18 protein-coding genes are annotated in these 15,078 nt (G+C 67.8%); all 18 read right to left on the minus strand.

Going from position 1 to position 15,078, the window contains the following annotated elements; translation table 11 throughout:
- The coding region (locus tag PHP59_RS07105; RefSeq protein ID WP_300165467.1) for a hypothetical protein at positions 1–2,005 on the minus strand (2,005 nt) is incomplete at its 3' end.
- Complete coding sequence (locus PHP59_RS07110) at positions 2,002–2,301, minus strand: hypothetical protein (protein WP_300165469.1); 300 nt, start codon at positions 2,299–2,301, stop codon at positions 2,002–2,004. The genes PHP59_RS07105 and PHP59_RS07110, both read right to left, overlap by 4 nt.
- On the minus strand, positions 2,298–2,627 hold the full coding sequence (locus PHP59_RS07115) for a hypothetical protein (protein WP_300165471.1): 330 nt from the start codon (positions 2,625–2,627) through the stop codon (positions 2,298–2,300). The genes PHP59_RS07110 and PHP59_RS07115 overlap by 4 nt, the downstream gene beginning before the upstream one ends.
- A gap of 232 nt (positions 2,628–2,859) precedes the next feature.
- The gene (locus tag PHP59_RS07120) at positions 2,860–3,429 is read right to left on the minus strand and encodes a cobalt-precorrin-7 (C(5))-methyltransferase (protein ID WP_300165473.1); all 570 of its coding nucleotides are present in this window, start codon (positions 3,427–3,429) and stop codon (positions 2,860–2,862) included.
- Positions 3,426–4,445, minus strand: coding sequence for a cobalt-precorrin-5B (C(1))-methyltransferase (locus PHP59_RS07125; RefSeq protein WP_300165475.1), 1,020 nt, complete (start codon positions 4,443–4,445; stop codon positions 3,426–3,428). Before PHP59_RS07125 ends, PHP59_RS07120 begins: the two co-directional genes overlap by 4 nt.
- A complete protein-coding gene (locus PHP59_RS07130) occupies positions 4,435–5,064 on the minus strand; it encodes a precorrin-8X methylmutase (RefSeq protein ID WP_300165477.1) in 630 nt (209 codons plus the stop codon). The genes PHP59_RS07125 and PHP59_RS07130 overlap by 11 nt, the downstream gene beginning before the upstream one ends.
- Positions 5,054–5,821, minus strand: coding sequence for a precorrin-3B C(17)-methyltransferase (gene cobJ, locus PHP59_RS07135; RefSeq protein WP_300165479.1), 768 nt, complete (start codon positions 5,819–5,821; stop codon positions 5,054–5,056). Before cobJ ends, PHP59_RS07130 begins: the two co-directional genes overlap by 11 nt.
- Positions 5,805–6,677 (minus strand): cobalt-precorrin 5A hydrolase, encoded by an 873-nt coding sequence (gene cbiG, locus PHP59_RS07140; RefSeq protein ID WP_300165481.1) that lies wholly within the window; start codon positions 6,675–6,677, stop codon positions 5,805–5,807. Before cbiG ends, cobJ begins: the two co-directional genes overlap by 17 nt.
- Complete coding sequence (gene cobM, locus PHP59_RS07145; protein WP_067052075.1) at positions 6,674–7,393, minus strand: precorrin-4 C(11)-methyltransferase; 720 nt, start codon at positions 7,391–7,393, stop codon at positions 6,674–6,676. The genes cbiG and cobM overlap by 4 nt, the downstream gene beginning before the upstream one ends.
- Positions 7,390–8,004, minus strand: a complete 615-nt coding sequence (locus PHP59_RS07150) for a cobalt-factor II C(20)-methyltransferase (RefSeq protein ID WP_300165484.1) — start codon at positions 8,002–8,004, stop codon at positions 7,390–7,392. The genes cobM and PHP59_RS07150 overlap by 4 nt, the downstream gene beginning before the upstream one ends.
- A complete protein-coding gene (locus tag PHP59_RS07155; RefSeq protein ID WP_300165486.1) occupies positions 8,005–8,535 on the minus strand; it encodes a methyltransferase domain-containing protein in 531 nt (176 codons plus the stop codon).
- Positions 8,536–8,656: 121 nt separating this feature from the next.
- The gene (locus PHP59_RS07160; RefSeq protein ID WP_300165488.1) at positions 8,657–9,175 is read right to left on the minus strand and encodes a nitroreductase family protein; all 519 of its coding nucleotides are present in this window, start codon (positions 9,173–9,175) and stop codon (positions 8,657–8,659) included.
- A gap of 487 nt (positions 9,176–9,662) precedes the next feature.
- Complete coding sequence (locus PHP59_RS07165) at positions 9,663–10,865, minus strand: TraB/GumN family protein (protein WP_300165490.1); 1,203 nt, start codon at positions 10,863–10,865, stop codon at positions 9,663–9,665.
- The gene (locus tag PHP59_RS07170) at positions 10,858–11,400 is read right to left on the minus strand and encodes a YkgJ family cysteine cluster protein (protein WP_300165492.1); all 543 of its coding nucleotides are present in this window, start codon (positions 11,398–11,400) and stop codon (positions 10,858–10,860) included. Before PHP59_RS07170 ends, PHP59_RS07165 begins: the two co-directional genes overlap by 8 nt.
- Positions 11,388–11,942 (minus strand): GMP synthase subunit A, encoded by a 555-nt coding sequence (locus PHP59_RS07175; RefSeq protein WP_300165493.1) that lies wholly within the window; start codon positions 11,940–11,942, stop codon positions 11,388–11,390. Before PHP59_RS07175 ends, PHP59_RS07170 begins: the two co-directional genes overlap by 13 nt.
- 35 nt (positions 11,943–11,977) lie before the next feature.
- Positions 11,978–12,988 carry a nicotinate mononucleotide-dependent phosphoribosyltransferase CobT gene (cobT, locus tag PHP59_RS07180; RefSeq protein WP_300165495.1) on the minus strand — a complete coding sequence of 337 codons (1,011 nt, stop codon included), beginning with the start codon at positions 12,986–12,988 and terminating at the stop codon, positions 11,978–11,980.
- Between the two features lie 154 nt (positions 12,989–13,142).
- On the minus strand, positions 13,143–14,225 hold the full coding sequence (locus PHP59_RS07185; protein ID WP_300165497.1) for a hypothetical protein: 1,083 nt from the start codon (positions 14,223–14,225) through the stop codon (positions 13,143–13,145).
- Between the two features lie 10 nt (positions 14,226–14,235).
- Positions 14,236–15,078: PEGA domain-containing protein (locus PHP59_RS07190; RefSeq protein ID WP_300165499.1), on the minus strand; the 843-nt coding region annotated here is incomplete at its 5' end.

Below are 15,078 nucleotides of genomic sequence, written 5' to 3' on the forward strand. Positions count from 1 at the left end.
TCTGGTGGTACGACAGCCCCAGGACGTCCTGGAGCATGCGGACCGTGAACATGCTCCACCCCATCGCCTCGACTGTCTTGATCGCCGCCGCCTCGTTCTTCGTCAGCTTCGTCTCCTGCCCGCCGGCCTCGCCGTTGATCGCGGCGTAGATCCGGGCCGCGGCGGCGAAGTCAGACCTGTCGGCCCGAATGCCGCCGTCGTACGCCTCCCTCTGGAAGCGGTGGAGGAGGGCACAGGCCTTGATCAGGTCGAAGAGCATGCCGGGGTTCCGGCGGTTCGTCGTGGCCGAGAAGTGCACCGCCTCCGCGTACGGGATGGAGACGTGGAGCCTCTCCTCCTTCAACACCTCCCAGATCGCCCGGCAGACGGGAAGGTCCGGGTCCTCGTCGTCGCCGTCGTCCTCCTGCGCTTCCTTCTCTTTCATGTACCTGAGCACCTTCTCGTCCTGCTCGACGGAGTCGTCGATCCAGACGGTGAGCATCCGGTTCATCACCTGGTCGTCGCCCGGATCTTCCACGCGGGCGAGCCACCAGACGCACCTCTCCGGGATCCGGCAGACCTGGAGTTTTCTGTCCGGGGAGACGGTGTGGTGCTCGATCCTCTCCCTGAAGTTCGCGGTGGCGGCCTTCAGGACCTCCTGGAGGTCATCGGATAAAGACACATCGTCGAAGAGGAAGACGGTGCTCGGCCTGAGGGAGTCGTTGTAGTAGAGCGCCTTGTTCGAGACGGTCCCGGCGAGGCGGTAGGCCTCGGGGACCTGCCGGAGCATGGTGGTGCAGGCGTGGCTCTTGCCCTTGCCCGAGTTCCCCGACACCGAGACGTGCAACCCGTTCGTGTTCTCGACAGACTGCGAGGCGAGGGACATCACCAGACACTCGGCGACGGTGCGGTCGCCGACGTGCTCCCTGGTGAAGGTGTCGAGGAGGAAGGCGATCGGGTCGCCGTGGGTGAGGATGGCGAGGGCCGTCTCGCGGTAGGCGGGGTCGGGCGCCGGCCGGGGAGGGGGCGGCACCTCCTCCCTCCTCCTCCTCTGTTTTTTCGGCTCGTGCATGGCCCGCAACTCGGGCCACCGCTGCCTCCCGCCGCCGCAGGAGGCGTGGTGGCAGCCGGCATAGACCGCTCCCGAGGGGAACTGCACGGCGAAGGCGCCGTCGCGGTGGGCGGTCGAGAAGGGGCAGTCGGCGAGGACGTGGAGGGTGCCGCCCTGCCAGGGCCGGGTGCTCCGCACGCCGAGGCCGTGCTCCGAAAGCCACGCGGCGAGGTCGATCGTCCCGCCCGTCGGCGCCGGGGGGGCCTCGACGGGGAGGCGGGTGGCGATCTGCTTGAGCAGGTCGGCCGGGACGATCGTTCTCTCCTCAGGCGCCGAGAGCACCCGCGCCCGCCGGTGCGGCCTCTCGCGAGTGGTGTCCCCCTTCCGCGAGCAGGTGCCGTAGAGTTTCCAGATCCGGGCGGCGTTGAAGTTCGCCGTGTCCACGGTAACTTTTTCGTCGGAGAACAACGCGTCGAGGGTGGCGAGCACGCCCTTCACGAGTCCCCCGTCGTCGTTCGGAAGGTCGATCGCGTAGAGGAGGTGGGCCCCGTTCCCTGAGTCGGCGCGGATCGGATGGGGGAACCCCTGCTCGTCGAGCCAGAGGGCGATCGCGTCCGCCCGCCTGAGCGCCGCGGCGTGCTCCTCCTCGGTCGAGGACACCCCGCTCGGCCGGACAGGGTCGAGGTCGACGGGCAACCAGCGGCGGCGGAGGATGTCGGCGTCCGCGGTGGTTGCGTCGCTCCGCGAGAGACGCATCTTCACCCTGTTCGCCCGCCTGGCCAGGAGGGCCGGGTTCACCTCGTTCAGGGTGACATAGATCCCGCGGACCTCAGGGTCGGCGTCCAGGGCCTCCGCACACGCGGCGAGTTTCGCAAAGTCGTCGAAGTAGCCCGAGTGCGTCGCATAGTCCGCGAGGGCCCGCACCTCGACGACACCGCCGTCGGGGAAGAGGGCGGCAAGTGCCGCGGGGATCATCCCCACCCCTCCGGCACCAGGGGAAACAGCGGGGCCGAACGGGCCTCGCCCGTGGCGACGCGGCGGAAGGAGACGAGCGGCACGATGAAGTGGCCGGAGACGGTGAAGACCTTCACCGCACGGCCGGCAGGGTTCACAGCCGCGTGGCCCACGATCGCCGGGCCCTCCCGCGTCACCGGCACCGCGTGGCCGTGAAAGATCAGGTCACGCAGGTCAGCCGCGGCGATCCGGTAACGTTCGCGGCCGACGAGCAGGTAGACGGCGTCGTCGGACCCGAGACGGAGAGTGGCACTCATTCCCGCACCACCACCGCGATCCCGTACATGTGCCGGCCGCCCCGCGTCACGTGCACCTCGCTGACCACGCCGCCGAGCCTCTTCACCTCGGCCATGACGGTAGGGGCGATGAGGTACAGGGGTACCGGGCCGGTGGTGTGGACACCATTCGATGCGCTTAATACCGAGGACGCCGACGTGGTGATGGCGGTCTTCCTGGATCCGGTGTTGGCGCACGGGGAGTCATGAAGGCTGCCGTCTATCCTGTCATCGCCCGGCATTTCTCTCCCTCTTTGCAGTTTGTCGTCGTCCAGCCGTACAGTCCCTGATCCGCGGACCCGGGACATCCTGAGATCTCTTGCATGTTTTTCAGTCCTCCTGTGCGGGCCGCCGCATCGATCCGGGCGACGCCGCACCGGGGAGAAGGTGGGGGAGAGAGGATAAAAGAGGGAGGTAAGTGGGCCGAAAGAGCGAAAGTCGAATCGAGAGGGGGGGTATTGACCGCCCGGCAACAGGTCGTGAAGACGGCGACGAAAAAAAGAATTTTTCAGGGCCAGGAGGCCCCGTCCTTTTCGCGGCTCAGAACCCCGCGACCACGACGAAGAGGCCGGACACCGGCACCGGCGGGGCGGCCGCCGTGCCGACATCGATCCGCTCCTCAGGGTAGCCGAGGTCCTCGCAGACGGCGATACGCACCTCGCCGTCCAGCGCCGCGGCGAGGTCGGGGACCGAGAACGCCGGGTCGGCGATGAGGAAGACGACCCGGCCGCGGCCGATCTCCTCGACCGCGAGGGCGATTGCCGCCGCGTGGTCCTTGCCGTGGGCGTTCACGACGACGCCCCTGACCTGGGAGACGCCGAGGCGGGCGAAGGCGACCTGCATCGAGGAGATGCCGGGCACCACCTCGCCGCCGAGATAGCCGAGGCCCGCGAGCATCGGGTCGCCTGTCGAGAGGACGACCGCGTCGGCCGGGAGGGAGCGGAGGGCTTTGTAGTCGTCGATCTCGTGCACCTCGCACCCGTCGCGGATATGCGGGCGGGCGAGGGCGATCGCACGGGCCGAGCCATAGACGAGGGCGGCGGCCGCAATGACGCGGGCCGCCTCCCCGGTGAGCATGCCCGGGCCGCAGCCCACGCCGACGACCTTCATGCCGAGTCCCCCAGGACCGTTCCGGCCCTGTCCACCACGACGACCCGCACGCCGGGGTGCTCCTGGCGGGAGCGTGCGAAGGCCCGTTCGAGAACGCCGGGCCAGGCCGGGGTCGCGGTCAGGTCCTCCACCGTGGCGCACCCGGTTCCCGTGAGGACGTCGGGGTCGATGAACTTCAGGACAAGGCCGGGCAGGCCGCAGATCACCGCCTCGCCCCGCACCTCGTCGAGGGCCCGGCCCAGGTTCACGCCGACGAGCACGGCCTCGTGGGAGGGGAAGAGGAGGCGGGAGTACCGGAGGCCGATCCGGCCTGTCGTCAGCACCACCCGCTCGGCACCCCGGACCCTCTCGAAGGCGGACTCGGAGAGGTGGTCGTCCCAGGGTTCCACCAGGCCGGTCGAGCCCAGGACAGAGACCCCGCCATCGACGCCGATGCGGGGGTTGAGGGTCTTGTGTGCGACAGCCGCACCCTCGGGGATGGCGAGGACGACACGCACCCCGGCACGGCCGACCTCCTCCCTGGCCTCGTCGGCCGCCCTCTCGATCGACGCCATGGCCGTCTGGCTGACCGCCGCGTCCCCGGCACGGTACCGGGGGGTGTCGCGGACGAACCTCCCAATACCCTCGCCGGCGACGACCTCGACGCCCGCGGGGGCGGGGCCGGCCGTCGCCACGAAGAGGAGGCCCGCGGTGACGTCGGAGGGGTAGTCGCCGGAGTCCTTTCTCGCCTCGCCCCGGCCCCCCTCGCCGCGGGCGGGCACCGCGACCCTGAGGCCGCAGGGGAGAGTGATGGCGACCCCGTCCACCGGCCGCCCGAGGGAGAGGACCGCCGCCTTCGCCGCGGCCGCGGCCGTCGTCCCGGTCGTGAAGCCTCGCCTGAGCACCCGGCCGTCGGCAGTCAGCACGCCGAGGCCCGACGCGGCGAGGGCACGGGTTGCAGGGTCCTCGCACCTCGCCACCCACTCGTCCGGATAGGCGTACCCGGTCACCGGGTCGACGACCCTCTCACTCCCCACCTTTCTGCTCCACATACATCGTGACGATCTCGTTCATCGCCGCCACCGCGGGCGGCGTCCCGCCCCGCGTCCCCTGCGTCGAGATCGAGGGGATGTCGAGGGTGCGCAGTTCCTCCTTCGACTCCGCGGCATTCACGAAGCCGACGGCCATCCCGATGACCAGGGCCGGCCGCACGCCCTCCTCCCGCACCATCGTGCAGAGGGAGAGGAGGGACGAAGGGGCGTTGCCGATCACGACGATCGCGCCGTCCAGGCGGTCGCGCAATGCGATGAGGCCCGCGGAGGAGCGGGTGATCCCCCGCTCCGCGGAGATATCCCGGCCGAAGTCCAGGGCGCAGAGCACCTCGGACGAGTGCTCCTTCTTCCGGATCCCCATCTGCACCATGTGGATGTCGGTGACGATCGGGGCGCCGCGGGCGAGGGCCGCAAGCCCGGCAGAGATGGCGTCGCCCCTGAACCGCACCAGGTCGGCCATCACGAAGTCGCCGACCGAGATCGCGCACCTCTGCCTGATCCTGTCCTCAGGCGTCCGATCGCCTATCACCTGCCGTGCGAGGGCGCGGCTCGTCTTCGAGATCGTGTAGCCTTCGGGCGTGTCTGCCCCCGGGTCAATATACATACTTCCTCCCATAACCCCGCGGCGTCAGCATGCCGCCGTCCTTCATCGCAAAGGTCTCCTTCCCGCCGATGAAGACGGCCGTGCGCATGTCCACCGCGCCGTCGTCCTCGGCAAGGGCGCCGAGGGTCGTCGTCGCCGTTTCCTGGCCGTCCCGGTAGGCGTTCCGCACCAGGCCCACCGGCGTCTCCGGCGGGAGATGGCGGGCGGCGATCGCAAGGGCGCGGCCCAGGTTCTCCGGCCGTCCGTGGCTCTTCGGGTTGTAGAGCACGATCGGCACGCCCATCTGGAAGGCGAGGTCGAGGCGGTGCTCGATCTCCTCCCAGGGGGTGAGCAGGTCGGAGAGGGAGAGGGTGACATGGTCGCCCGAGAGGGGCGACCCGAGGAGGGAGGCCCCGGCACAGGACGCGGTCACGCCCGGCACGACCTCCCAGTCCACCGTCTCCCCGGCGCGGTCCAGCACCTCAAGGACGATGCTCGCCATCCCGTAGATACCCGGGTCGCCGCCGCTCACTATGACGACCCGGTGGTCGCGGGCCAGGTCGATGCACGCCTTCGCCCTGTCGACCTCGCGGCCCATCGAACTCCTGACCACCTGCTTCCCCGGCAGGAGGGGGGCGATCTGGTCAAGATAGAAGGCGTTGCCGACAACGTACTCCGCCTCCCTGATCGCCTCCACGGCCCTGCCTGTCATCTGCGCCATACCGCCGGGGCCGATGCCCACGACGGAGAGTTTTCCTGTTTTATCGTCCGATTGCAACGGTCACATCCCCATAGACATGTTTTTTCAGCACCAGTTCGCCCCGGCGTGCGAGTGCGAGCACGGCGGGTTCGGCGACCCCGACAAGCCCGATGAGCCCGGCCCGCGAGGGCGAGGGGGGCGTCAGGGCGTTGATCGTCCGGTCCGGGAGGCAGAGGAGGACGCCGCCGAGAGCGGCGACGCCGTCCCGCAGGCCCGGTTCGTCGCGTTTCTTTTCGGTCGTGGCGTACACGAGCACCTCATCCTGCCCGACCCCGGCCTCCGCAAGGGCCGAGCGTATCGCCGCCTCGACCGCGGCCGCCGGCACGCCCCGCCGGCACCCGACGCCGACGACGTACTCCCCGCCCCGCACCAGCACGGAGACGGCGGAGGAGGCGACGATGATCGCCGGGCCGCCGACCGTATAGACGGGCACGTCGCCGTCGAGCATGGCGGCGTTCACCGGCAGGGTGGATGGGGGGTTCGCGATGACGGTGCCGGTCGCGGCCGCCACGCCTTCGACGCAGGGGCGGCCCAGGGCCTCGGTTGCCGTCGAGATGACAGGCACGGCGCCGATCGCCGCCCCGATCTCGCGGGCGAGGTCGTTCGCCCCGTGGTGGCCGCCGAGGACCGGGACCGCAAAGCGGAGGTCGGGACTCACGACAACGACCGCCGGGTCCCGCCACTTGGTGGCCAGGAGGGGGGCGCACTTCCGCACCGCGATCCCGGCCGACATCAGGGCGACGATCCGGTCGTAACCGGCGAAGGCACGCTCGAAGACGTCGGGGGCGTACGGGAGGAACTCTCCCTCGATCGCCGCCGCAAGCCGCCTGGCCTCGTCCTCGAAGTGCTCCAGCGCGATGACCGCCGTCGTCATCCGTAGAGGTCCGAGTTGGTGTAGGCCGACCTGGTGGCGTCGACCACGCCGCCGATGATGATCAGGGCCGAACGCTCGATCCCGGCCGCCCGCGCCTTCGCCGCGATGTCGGCGACCGTGCCCCGCACCACGATCTGGTCTGGCCAGGTGGCGTGGTACACGACGGCCGCCGGGGTCTCCGGCGGGCAGGCGGCCTTGGCGAGCACCTCCTCCATGTGCTCAGTCCCCAGGAAGACGACCAGCGTCGCCCCGGTCCGTGCGAACTCGGCGATCTGGTCGCTCTCCAGGGTCGCGCCCGCGGGCCGCGTGACGATCACCGACTCTGAGACGCCCCTGAGGGTGAACTGGGTCTTCAGGGCGGCGGCCGCCCCGAACATCGACGAGACGCCGGGGACGACCTCGACCTCGATCCCGGCCTTTTCCAGGTCCGCGATCTGCTCGACGATCGCACCGTACAGCGCGGGATCGCCCGAGTGGAGCCTGACGACGCACTTCCCGGCGTCGGCGGCCTCCTGCATGATCCCGACCATCTCCGGGAGCTTCATGCCCCAGGAATCGTACTTCTCCGGGGCCGGCGACCTGGCGACGAGCGCCGGGTTCACGAGCGACCCCGCATAGATGAGCACGTCGGCCCGCATCAGGAGGGCGTTGCCCTTCACCGTGATCAGGTCCGGGTCGCCCGGCCCTGCGCCGACAAAATACACTGTCTTCGTCATCTCTTCTTCCTCGCAAACAGGACGCTGAAATAACTGCTCTCCTCCGGGAGGGCGTCGTTCCTGACGACCTGCTGGCCGTCCATGTACATCTTCTCGACCAGCACGAAGTCGTCGAAGCCCTCGGTGCGGAGACGGGCGGCCGTCTCCTGCGGCCTCTTCACCTTCAGGAGGAGACGCGCCTCCTCCTCGGACCCGTCGCTCACCCCGATGCCGCCGGCGACATGGACGCCCGCGACCGAGGCGAAGGCGGTGATGGCGCTGATGCCCGGCACGGTCGAGCACGCCACGTCGGGGTGGCGCCTTTCGAGCACCTCTGTCAGGCGGGAGAAGGTGCCGTAGAAGTTCGGGTCGCCGAGGATGCAGAAGACCGCAAGGCCGTCCCGCGCATGGGGGGCGATCCTCTCAGCATTCTCCTCGATGCACCGGGAGATATACGCTTCGTCGTCGGTCATCGGGAAAGAGAGGACCTCGACGTCGGTGCGGTACGGGGCGATGATCGTCGCCGCCACCCTGCCCGGCACGAAGACGGCGTCCGCCTCCCTGATCAGGCGTGCCGCCTTGACGGTGAGGAGTTCGGGGTCGCCGGGGCCGATGCCCACGCCGACGAGCACTCAGGCCACCTCCCCGATGACGAGCCAGACCGGATTCGCCGGTCGAAACATCAGGCCGGTGCCGAGGGGGCGGGTGCGGGCGACCTGGAGGGAGACGGCCTCCCTGAATATGCCGAGTCTCTGCATCTCCTTCACCGCCCTTTCCAGGGTCTCCAGGAGGACGCAGTCGACGACGATCCGGCCCCGCACCGTGCGGGCGAGGACGCCGAGCACCTCTTCAAGGTCGCGGGAGCCCCCGACGAACGCGGCGCCGAGGGGTCCGGCGGCCGGGAGGACCTCCGCGGCCTCCCCGCAGACCACCTCGATATTCGCGGCGCCCGCCTCCGCAACAGACTGCCGTGCGACGGCGGCCGCCTCGGGGCGGCGGTCGATCGCGATCACCCGTCCGGCCGTGCGGGCGGCGGCGACCGCGATCTTCCCGGTCCCGCACCCGACATCGGCGACGGTGCACCCCGGCACAATCCCGAGGTGCCAGAGCGCCACGGCCGCCACCTCGTCCTGCGTCGGGCCACCAGAAAGTCCCCTATCCATGTAGGTAAAGGTGATTTGCGCAGGATAAATAACTCTTGTTTTCCGCGGCCACGAAACCCGGAAATCAGGCGGGGCGCACGACAGGGAAAAAAAGATCGGGGGGAACAACCCCGAGGGCGGTTCAGTTCCCGGAATAGCGTTCCCGGAAGACGAGGTCGTCCAGGTCTTTCTTCTCGGCGAGGGTCAACTCCTTCGGGTACCCGGCCGGGAGAAGGGAGACGAGGGAGTACTCCTCGGGGACGCCGAGGAGCGCACGCACGTCCTCGGCATAGTCCTTCTTCTCCCCGGCGACCCAGCAGGAGCCGATGCCATAGGCCCACAGCCCGAGGATGAGCTGGGTGGTGGCCGCGGAGCAGTCCTCCAGGTAATATTTCGCGTCCCTCTTGCCGAAGACCGCGAAGCAGACCTGGGCGCCGGCGATGAACTTCCCGTGGTCGGCGAGACCGGCGATCTTCGCGAGGGTCTCCTTGTCCCTGACCACGCCGAAGAGCCACGGCTGCTCGTTTCTGGCCGTCGGGGCGAGACGGGCGCAGTCCAGGGCGTTCTGGATGATCTTCTCCTCGATGGGTTCATCCTTGTACTGCCTGATGGAGTGACGCGTCCTGATGATGGTAAGCCCAAGGTTCGGACCAAGATACATGCTCCTCACTAGGCCGTGAAATAGGATAAGATTTGCGCAGAGCGTGATTCGGAGGGGGGGCGGAGGCGAGGAGGGAAGTCTTCCGGTCGGCGGGGGAAGACCACGGTGCGGGATGCCGATCAACTGCCTTCCCTGCAATCTGGACCGGGGGCTATCGCCCCCAGACCCTCCGAAATTATGATAGTGCCGGGGAAGGGTGAACACAAGATCCGGGGAGGGAGCCTTCCATCCCCTCGCCTATCTTGAGCGGGGGGCCGGGGGCGTAGTCCCCCGGCGCGAGATGTCGATCAACTGCCTTCCCCAAGTCTTCCACCGGGGGCTCCTCGAAAACCTACGGTTTTCTCGAACTCGCTATCGCTCGTCGCCCCCAGACCCCCACCTGCGATAGGACCGGGGAAGGGCGAACACAAGCTCTCGGTGAGGGAGACGACTGCTCCTTCCATCCCATGAGGAGAAGCGAGTGATAGCAAGTTCGTCCAAAAAAAAGTTAGAACGGCAGGAGACTGCCGAGCCAATCGATGAAGTTTGCGAAACCCTGCGGGATGATCACCGTCGGGTCGATCCCGAGAATCGGGGAGATGAACGCGAAGTAGGCGATCGTCCCGAGAGTCGAGCCCACATTGGCGAGGGCGGCGACGAGCACCACCCGGAAGATCGGGACCTTCCGCATCTCCGAGAAGTTCGCGGCGTCCATGATCTTCTGGAAGTCCGCGGCCGAGGGCTTCCTGATCTTCGCCTCCGTCAACGCCGCAAACCATCCGGCGGCGACGAGGGGGTTGAGGGACGTCGCCCACGCCACCGCAAAAGCCGTCGCCGCCGAGAGGGGGTGGCCGCCCGCGGCGATGGTGAAGGCCGCCGCAAGGACGCCGTTGATGAGCACCCAGTACAGGACCGCCCAGACGAGCACACCCGTCCCGACGCCCGAGAAGGCGATCGAGATGATGAGCAGGGCAAAGATCACGACGACGATCCCGCCGAGGATCTTCCCCCAGGGGTACGTCTTCGGCGCCGCGGTGAGTTCCGCGTCCGACGGGAGGAGGTCGGGCGCCGCAAGGTAGCGCTCCACGCCCCGCACGTGCCCGGCGCCGATCACCGCCATCACCCTGTCGTAACGCCGCGAGAGGTCGATAAGGCGGCGGGCGAGGTACGCGTCCCTCTCGTCGATGAGGGCCCGCGCCCCGTTCGGCGAGAACTTCCTGAACTCCTCCAGAGCCACGGCGACGACGTCCTGGTTCTTCAGGGCCTCGATGTCCACTTTCTGGTCCTCGGTCCCGCCGAGAGAGACCGCCAGGGCGTAGACCATCTTCACCTTCTCCCAGAGGGTCATCCCCTGCCAGAACCTGGCCAGGGTCAGCCTGATATCGCGGTCGATGAGAGCCAGGGGCAGGCCGCGGCCCTCCACCTCCTCGATGGCCGCGACCATCTCCGCACCCGGTTCCACCCCGACGTCCATCCCGATCTTGCGCTGGAGATAGGCCAGAGTCCACTGGAAAAGAAGCTGCGAGAAGTTCCCGGCCTTCAAGACCTCTTCGACCTTCGGCGGCGCCTGCTCCTTCCTGAGAGCCGAATATCTCCCGGCGTCGAGTTCGACCCCGACGATATCGGGTGCGAACTCCTCGATCGTCGCCCGCACCTCCTCGACACTCTTCTCCGATACATGCGCCGTTCCGACGAGTTTGATCTCACCCATGAACGACCCACACTCCTTCGCTGTCAATCACCGCAACACTTCCTGAAGGGACAGGCACGGCCTCCATGACCGCCCTGATCCCTGCTTCCTCCCTGACCTCGGCACTCTGCCGTTCAAGCAGGGCGCGGGCAAGGGCGAGAGCCGCCTCCCGACCAATCGGCCGCCCGAGGCCAGGGCACTCGGAGACGATCAGTCGGTCCCCGTCCAGCATAAAAGGATAGGTCCGGCAGATCCAGGGGCGGGCGGCGTACACCGTACACCGCACGCCGTCGAGAAAGCGGCAGCGTCCGCCCTCGCGCCGCAGGCACCAGTCGAAGGTGAAACGCCGGCCGTCCTCGCCGTCCAGAAAATCTGGGTACGGGTCCGCGACCTCGTCGGCAGGGATGCCCGACGCCCCGGCCACCGCCCGCACCTCAGCCGGCGAGACGATGACGAGATTCGAGTCCCCCGACACCTCGGTGCAGCAGGCGCCGCACCGCGTGCAGGCGAACCCGACCCCCATGACCTCGTCGGCGAGGTCGTCTACTCCCCGCATATCCTCTCGAAGTTGCGGAAGACCAGGTCGCCGTTCTCGGTGTGACTCACCTCGGGGTGCCACTGGACCCCGTAGATGCGGTCCTTCTCTGACCCCATCGCCTCGACAGGGCAGATGTCTGACCGGGCATAGACCGTGAAGCCCTCCGGGACCTGCTTCACCTCGTCCGCGTGCGAGGCCCAGACATGGATCTGGTCCGGGTAGCCCGCCAGGATCTCGCTCTTCCCGGCGATGTCGACGGCGACGCCGCCGTAGCCCCCGTGGGCGCCCGGCCCGACGATGCCGCCGCGTGCCGTCGCGATGATATGGAGACCGAGGCAGATGCCGAGCACCGGCAGTCCGAGGTCCAGGTACGCAGCAGCGTTGCCGGCGCGTTCGAGCGTGGGCCCGCCGCCGAGAATGATCCCCCTGCACCCTTTCTCCACCTCGGCCGGAGAGGTGGTGTTCGGGACCATCGCCACCTCTATCTCCAGGTCCCGCAGTTTGCGGTGGATGAGGTGGTTGAATTGCCCATGGTTGTTCACGACAAAAATGGGAAGCATCAAAAAGGTATGGAGATGTCAGGGTATATCATTTTTCAGCGGAAGGAGATCGTGGTCGAGAGGATCGCAGACCTGATCTCCTCCGCGGAGTGGCCCATGAGCCGCGCCAGGAACATGGCGCCGCCGGCACCCATGCCTTCCTTCACCTCGCCCTCGCAGTACCGGGCGATGCCGGTGTCGCCGATGGTCCCGAAGTCGGGGTCGACGAAGTATGCCTTCACGCCGATCGCGTCCGCGATCGCCTCGACATTCGCCGAGGCGTCTCTGCGCACGTACTCGGTCGTCGCAATGGGCACCGTCGTCTTCCCGAGGCCCTTCAGGACGGCGTCGACGGCGAGCATCTGGGTGCCGCCGCCAAAGACCAGGGTGCCGATAAAGGTACTCGCAATACCGGCGGCCACCGGCATCATCGGGTCGCCGCCGATCCGCACGACGTCCAGGGAGTCGCGGATATCGGCCGCCTCGACCTTTTCCATCACCGCCCGGCAGATCTCATCCTTCAGGCCCACCGGGTTCTCGATGAAACTGCTCGATACCCGCGCCTCGTAGCCGAGGGCGCGCAGCACGCAGAGGGCCGTCGTCGTCCCGCCGGGGACGCACTCGCCGAGGACGAGGAAGTCGGCGCACCGGGAGAGGTGCCGGCCGACCCGCTCGCCCGCGGCAAAGAGGGCCCGCGCCTTCGGCACGGCCTCGCCCGTCCTGGGGTCGCCGCCCGCGTCGCCGTACACGTCGATGCAGGGCACGGTCGGCGGGTTGAACATCCCGGCATTCACGAAGACCGGTTCGATGCCGGCGAGGGCCATCATCGACCGCGTGATCACCGCCGGCGTCGGGCACCCGGTCGGGGTGTTCGGCTTGAGGGGCAGGGAGGTGATCGACCCGGTGGTGATCAGTTCGGCGTCCAGGATCGGGGTGAAGACCGTCTTTTCAGGAGACGGCCCGGCCCCGGAGACGCCCGGCACCATCGAGAGTGCGGTGTTCCCGAGCACGCTCGCAAAGAGCGGCCTGGAGAACTGTATCGAGGGATCTTCGGAGAGAAATGCCATACACGGTATATATCGGGCCTGCCTTAAAACTCTCTTCGTCGGCGGAGAAGAGCATCGCCGGGCATGAAATAAGATACAGGAGTATCGTGAAAAATGCCTGAGGCATCGTTTCACATGTGATTCTTCAGGGCCAATTTCAGGCAAAAAGAGGGTTTTATCCCCTCTTCTTCCAGGCGTACGCTCCGGCAACGGCCAGGAGCAGGACGAGGCACCCTGCCCCGATGAAGGGCCAGGGGATCGCTTCGCTGGTTGGTTGCTGTGTCTCCGCGGGTGGGGGTGCGATGGTTGCGACCTCCTGTCCTGCCGACACCGTCACTTCCTTCAGGACGGACGGCCATGCGAGGGCGTAGGTGCTGAAGTGCGAGACGCGTGCGGTGACGGTGCGGGTGGCGGGGTCGACGGTTGCGGCGACCTCCTCCCAGGACCCCGTCGACGGGTTGTACCAGACGACGTGGAGCACCGAGGTGTCGGCGATGCGGGACCATTCATCCTCTGTGAGGGTGAAAATGAGGGTGATCGGGGGGTCGAAGGTGGCGCCGTCGGGGCCGCAGGTCAGTGCGAGTCCAAGGGTGTTCCCGGCCGGGACCGGGGGAAGGGCGGGGGAGTCGAGGGTTGTGACCGACACTTCGCCGAGGGGTTTGCCGTTTCTGTCACGGGCGGTCGTGCCCGCGGCGATCGTCACGGAACCTGAACCGTCGGTGGTCCTGACGGTCGTCGACACCTGGACTTCACCTGACTTCGAGGTGGCGAGGGACGCCTGACCGGTGTATGTCGTCGGTGCGGCTGAGGTGATGGATGGCGACGGCGAACCGCCGCCGCCACTGCCGCCTCCACCGTTTGACGAGGTGGGGGTGGGGGTGGGGGTGACGGCACTGCCGACGCTCAGGTCGAGGCGGGTCGTGCCGTTCGGCGTGAACGTCGCTGTCTGGCCGGCCTCTTTGCCGTCGACCAGGAAGGCGATCGTCGCACCGGCCTGGTCTTCGTTCGCAAGGACAAGCAGGCGGTTCCCGTCGTACCGGCTGGAACTGCCGTATGTACCGGATTTCGTCGTCGTGATCGAACCGCATCCGGTCCCCCCGATCATGGCGGTTATCTCGGTTCCGGCCGGGGCCGGTGAGCCGTCGATCGTGACGGTCCCCCAGAACTCGTGAGGGAGAGCGGGGACGCTCTCGTCTGCCGCTACACCGGCGACGAGGGCGATGAGGAGAATTAAGATGCCGCAATACTCTGTTTTCATCTCATCACCTTCATGCTCCGATTGCGCAGAGAGTGTCGGGACTGTCCATGTACAGCCAGTATCCCTGCATGGGGTTCATGGGGCGGTCGTCGCCGTGGCGGCCCATTGCGCCGCGGATGATGGAGACGTCGTAGGCCTGTGCCTTTGCGTCGAACGCAAAGAGGGTCGCCCAGTTCTTTTCGACCGACCTGAGGGTGGTGACCGCGGGTTCGGGGACGGTGTCGGAGAACCCGATGGCGTTCCAGCCTCTGTCGAGGTCTTTCGTCGGGGGGGTGGAGACCGATCCGCCGGCGAAGGAGAGGGGGATCGTGTACGTGCCGTTTGCGAAGATCCAGACGCCGTCGAGGGGCTGGAACGATTCCTGTGAACTCATCGCCTCCCACCGGCTGGTACCGTTGTACAGCAGGACGGAGTGGCCCGCGGTGTCCACGTCGTCGAAGATGGCGATGGTGTCCTGACCGCCGGCGAGGGTCTTCGGCGTCGAGACGAAGTTCCAGCCGGGCCGGAGGGTGATCGCGGCCCTGCTGAGGGCGACGTGGACCGTCGAGGTCTCGCCGACGGCGACGGTCACCGTCTCCTCGGCATCGAGGTAGCCCTCAAGGTTCAGGGCGATTGTGTGCTCGCCCGGCGAGATGCGGGTGAGGGTGGCGTTCGTCATTTCGCCGGTGTCGGTACCGTCGAGGATGATGCGGGCGCCGTCAGGGGAGGAGGTGACCGTGATGCTTCCGGAGGGTTCGAGGAGGGTGAGGGAGACGGTCGCTGTCTCTCTATCGACGACGGTCACGGTCGTCGAGGCATCCAGGTAGCCGGATTTCTTCACGGTGATCGTGTGTTCGCCGACCGGGACGTTCTC

The organism is Methanofollis sp., assembly GCF_028702905.1.
Taxonomy (GTDB): Archaea; Halobacteriota; Methanomicrobia; order Methanomicrobiales; family Methanofollaceae; genus Methanofollis.

Coding starts and splice junctions, on each gene's coding strand:
- PHP59_RS07110 (WP_300165469.1), bottom strand. CDS start 2,301: ATGAGTGCCACTCTCCGTCTCGGGTCCGACGACGCCGTCTACCTGCTC.
- PHP59_RS07115 (WP_300165471.1), bottom strand. CDS start 2,627: ATGTCCCGGGTCCGCGGATCAGGGACTGTACGGCTGGACGACGACAAA.
- PHP59_RS07120 (WP_300165473.1), bottom strand. CDS start 3,429: ATGAAGGTCGTCGGCGTGGGCTGCGGCCCGGGCATGCTCACCGGGGAG.
- PHP59_RS07130 (WP_300165477.1), bottom strand. CDS start 5,064: ATGTATATTGACCCGGGGGCAGACACGCCCGAAGGCTACACGATCTCG.
- cbiG (WP_300165481.1), bottom strand. CDS start 6,677: ATGACGACGGCGGTCATCGCGCTGGAGCACTTCGAGGACGAGGCCAGG.
- cobM (WP_067052075.1), bottom strand. CDS start 7,393: ATGACGAAGACAGTGTATTTTGTCGGCGCAGGGCCGGGCGACCCGGAC.
- PHP59_RS07155 (WP_300165486.1), bottom strand. CDS start 8,535: ATGGATAGGGGACTTTCTGGTGGCCCGACGCAGGACGAGGTGGCGGCC.
- PHP59_RS07160 (WP_300165488.1), bottom strand. CDS start 9,175: ATGTATCTTGGTCCGAACCTTGGGCTTACCATCATCAGGACGCGTCAC.
- PHP59_RS07165 (WP_300165490.1), bottom strand. CDS start 10,865: ATGGGTGAGATCAAACTCGTCGGAACGGCGCATGTATCGGAGAAGAGT.
- PHP59_RS07170 (WP_300165492.1), bottom strand. CDS start 11,400: ATGCGGGGAGTAGACGACCTCGCCGACGAGGTCATGGGGGTCGGGTTC.
- PHP59_RS07175 (WP_300165493.1), bottom strand. CDS start 11,942: ATGCTTCCCATTTTTGTCGTGAACAACCATGGGCAATTCAACCACCTC.
- cobT (WP_300165495.1), bottom strand. CDS start 12,988: ATGGCATTTCTCTCCGAAGATCCCTCGATACAGTTCTCCAGGCCGCTC.
- PHP59_RS07185 (WP_300165497.1), bottom strand. CDS start 14,225: ATGAAAACAGAGTATTGCGGCATCTTAATTCTCCTCATCGCCCTCGTC.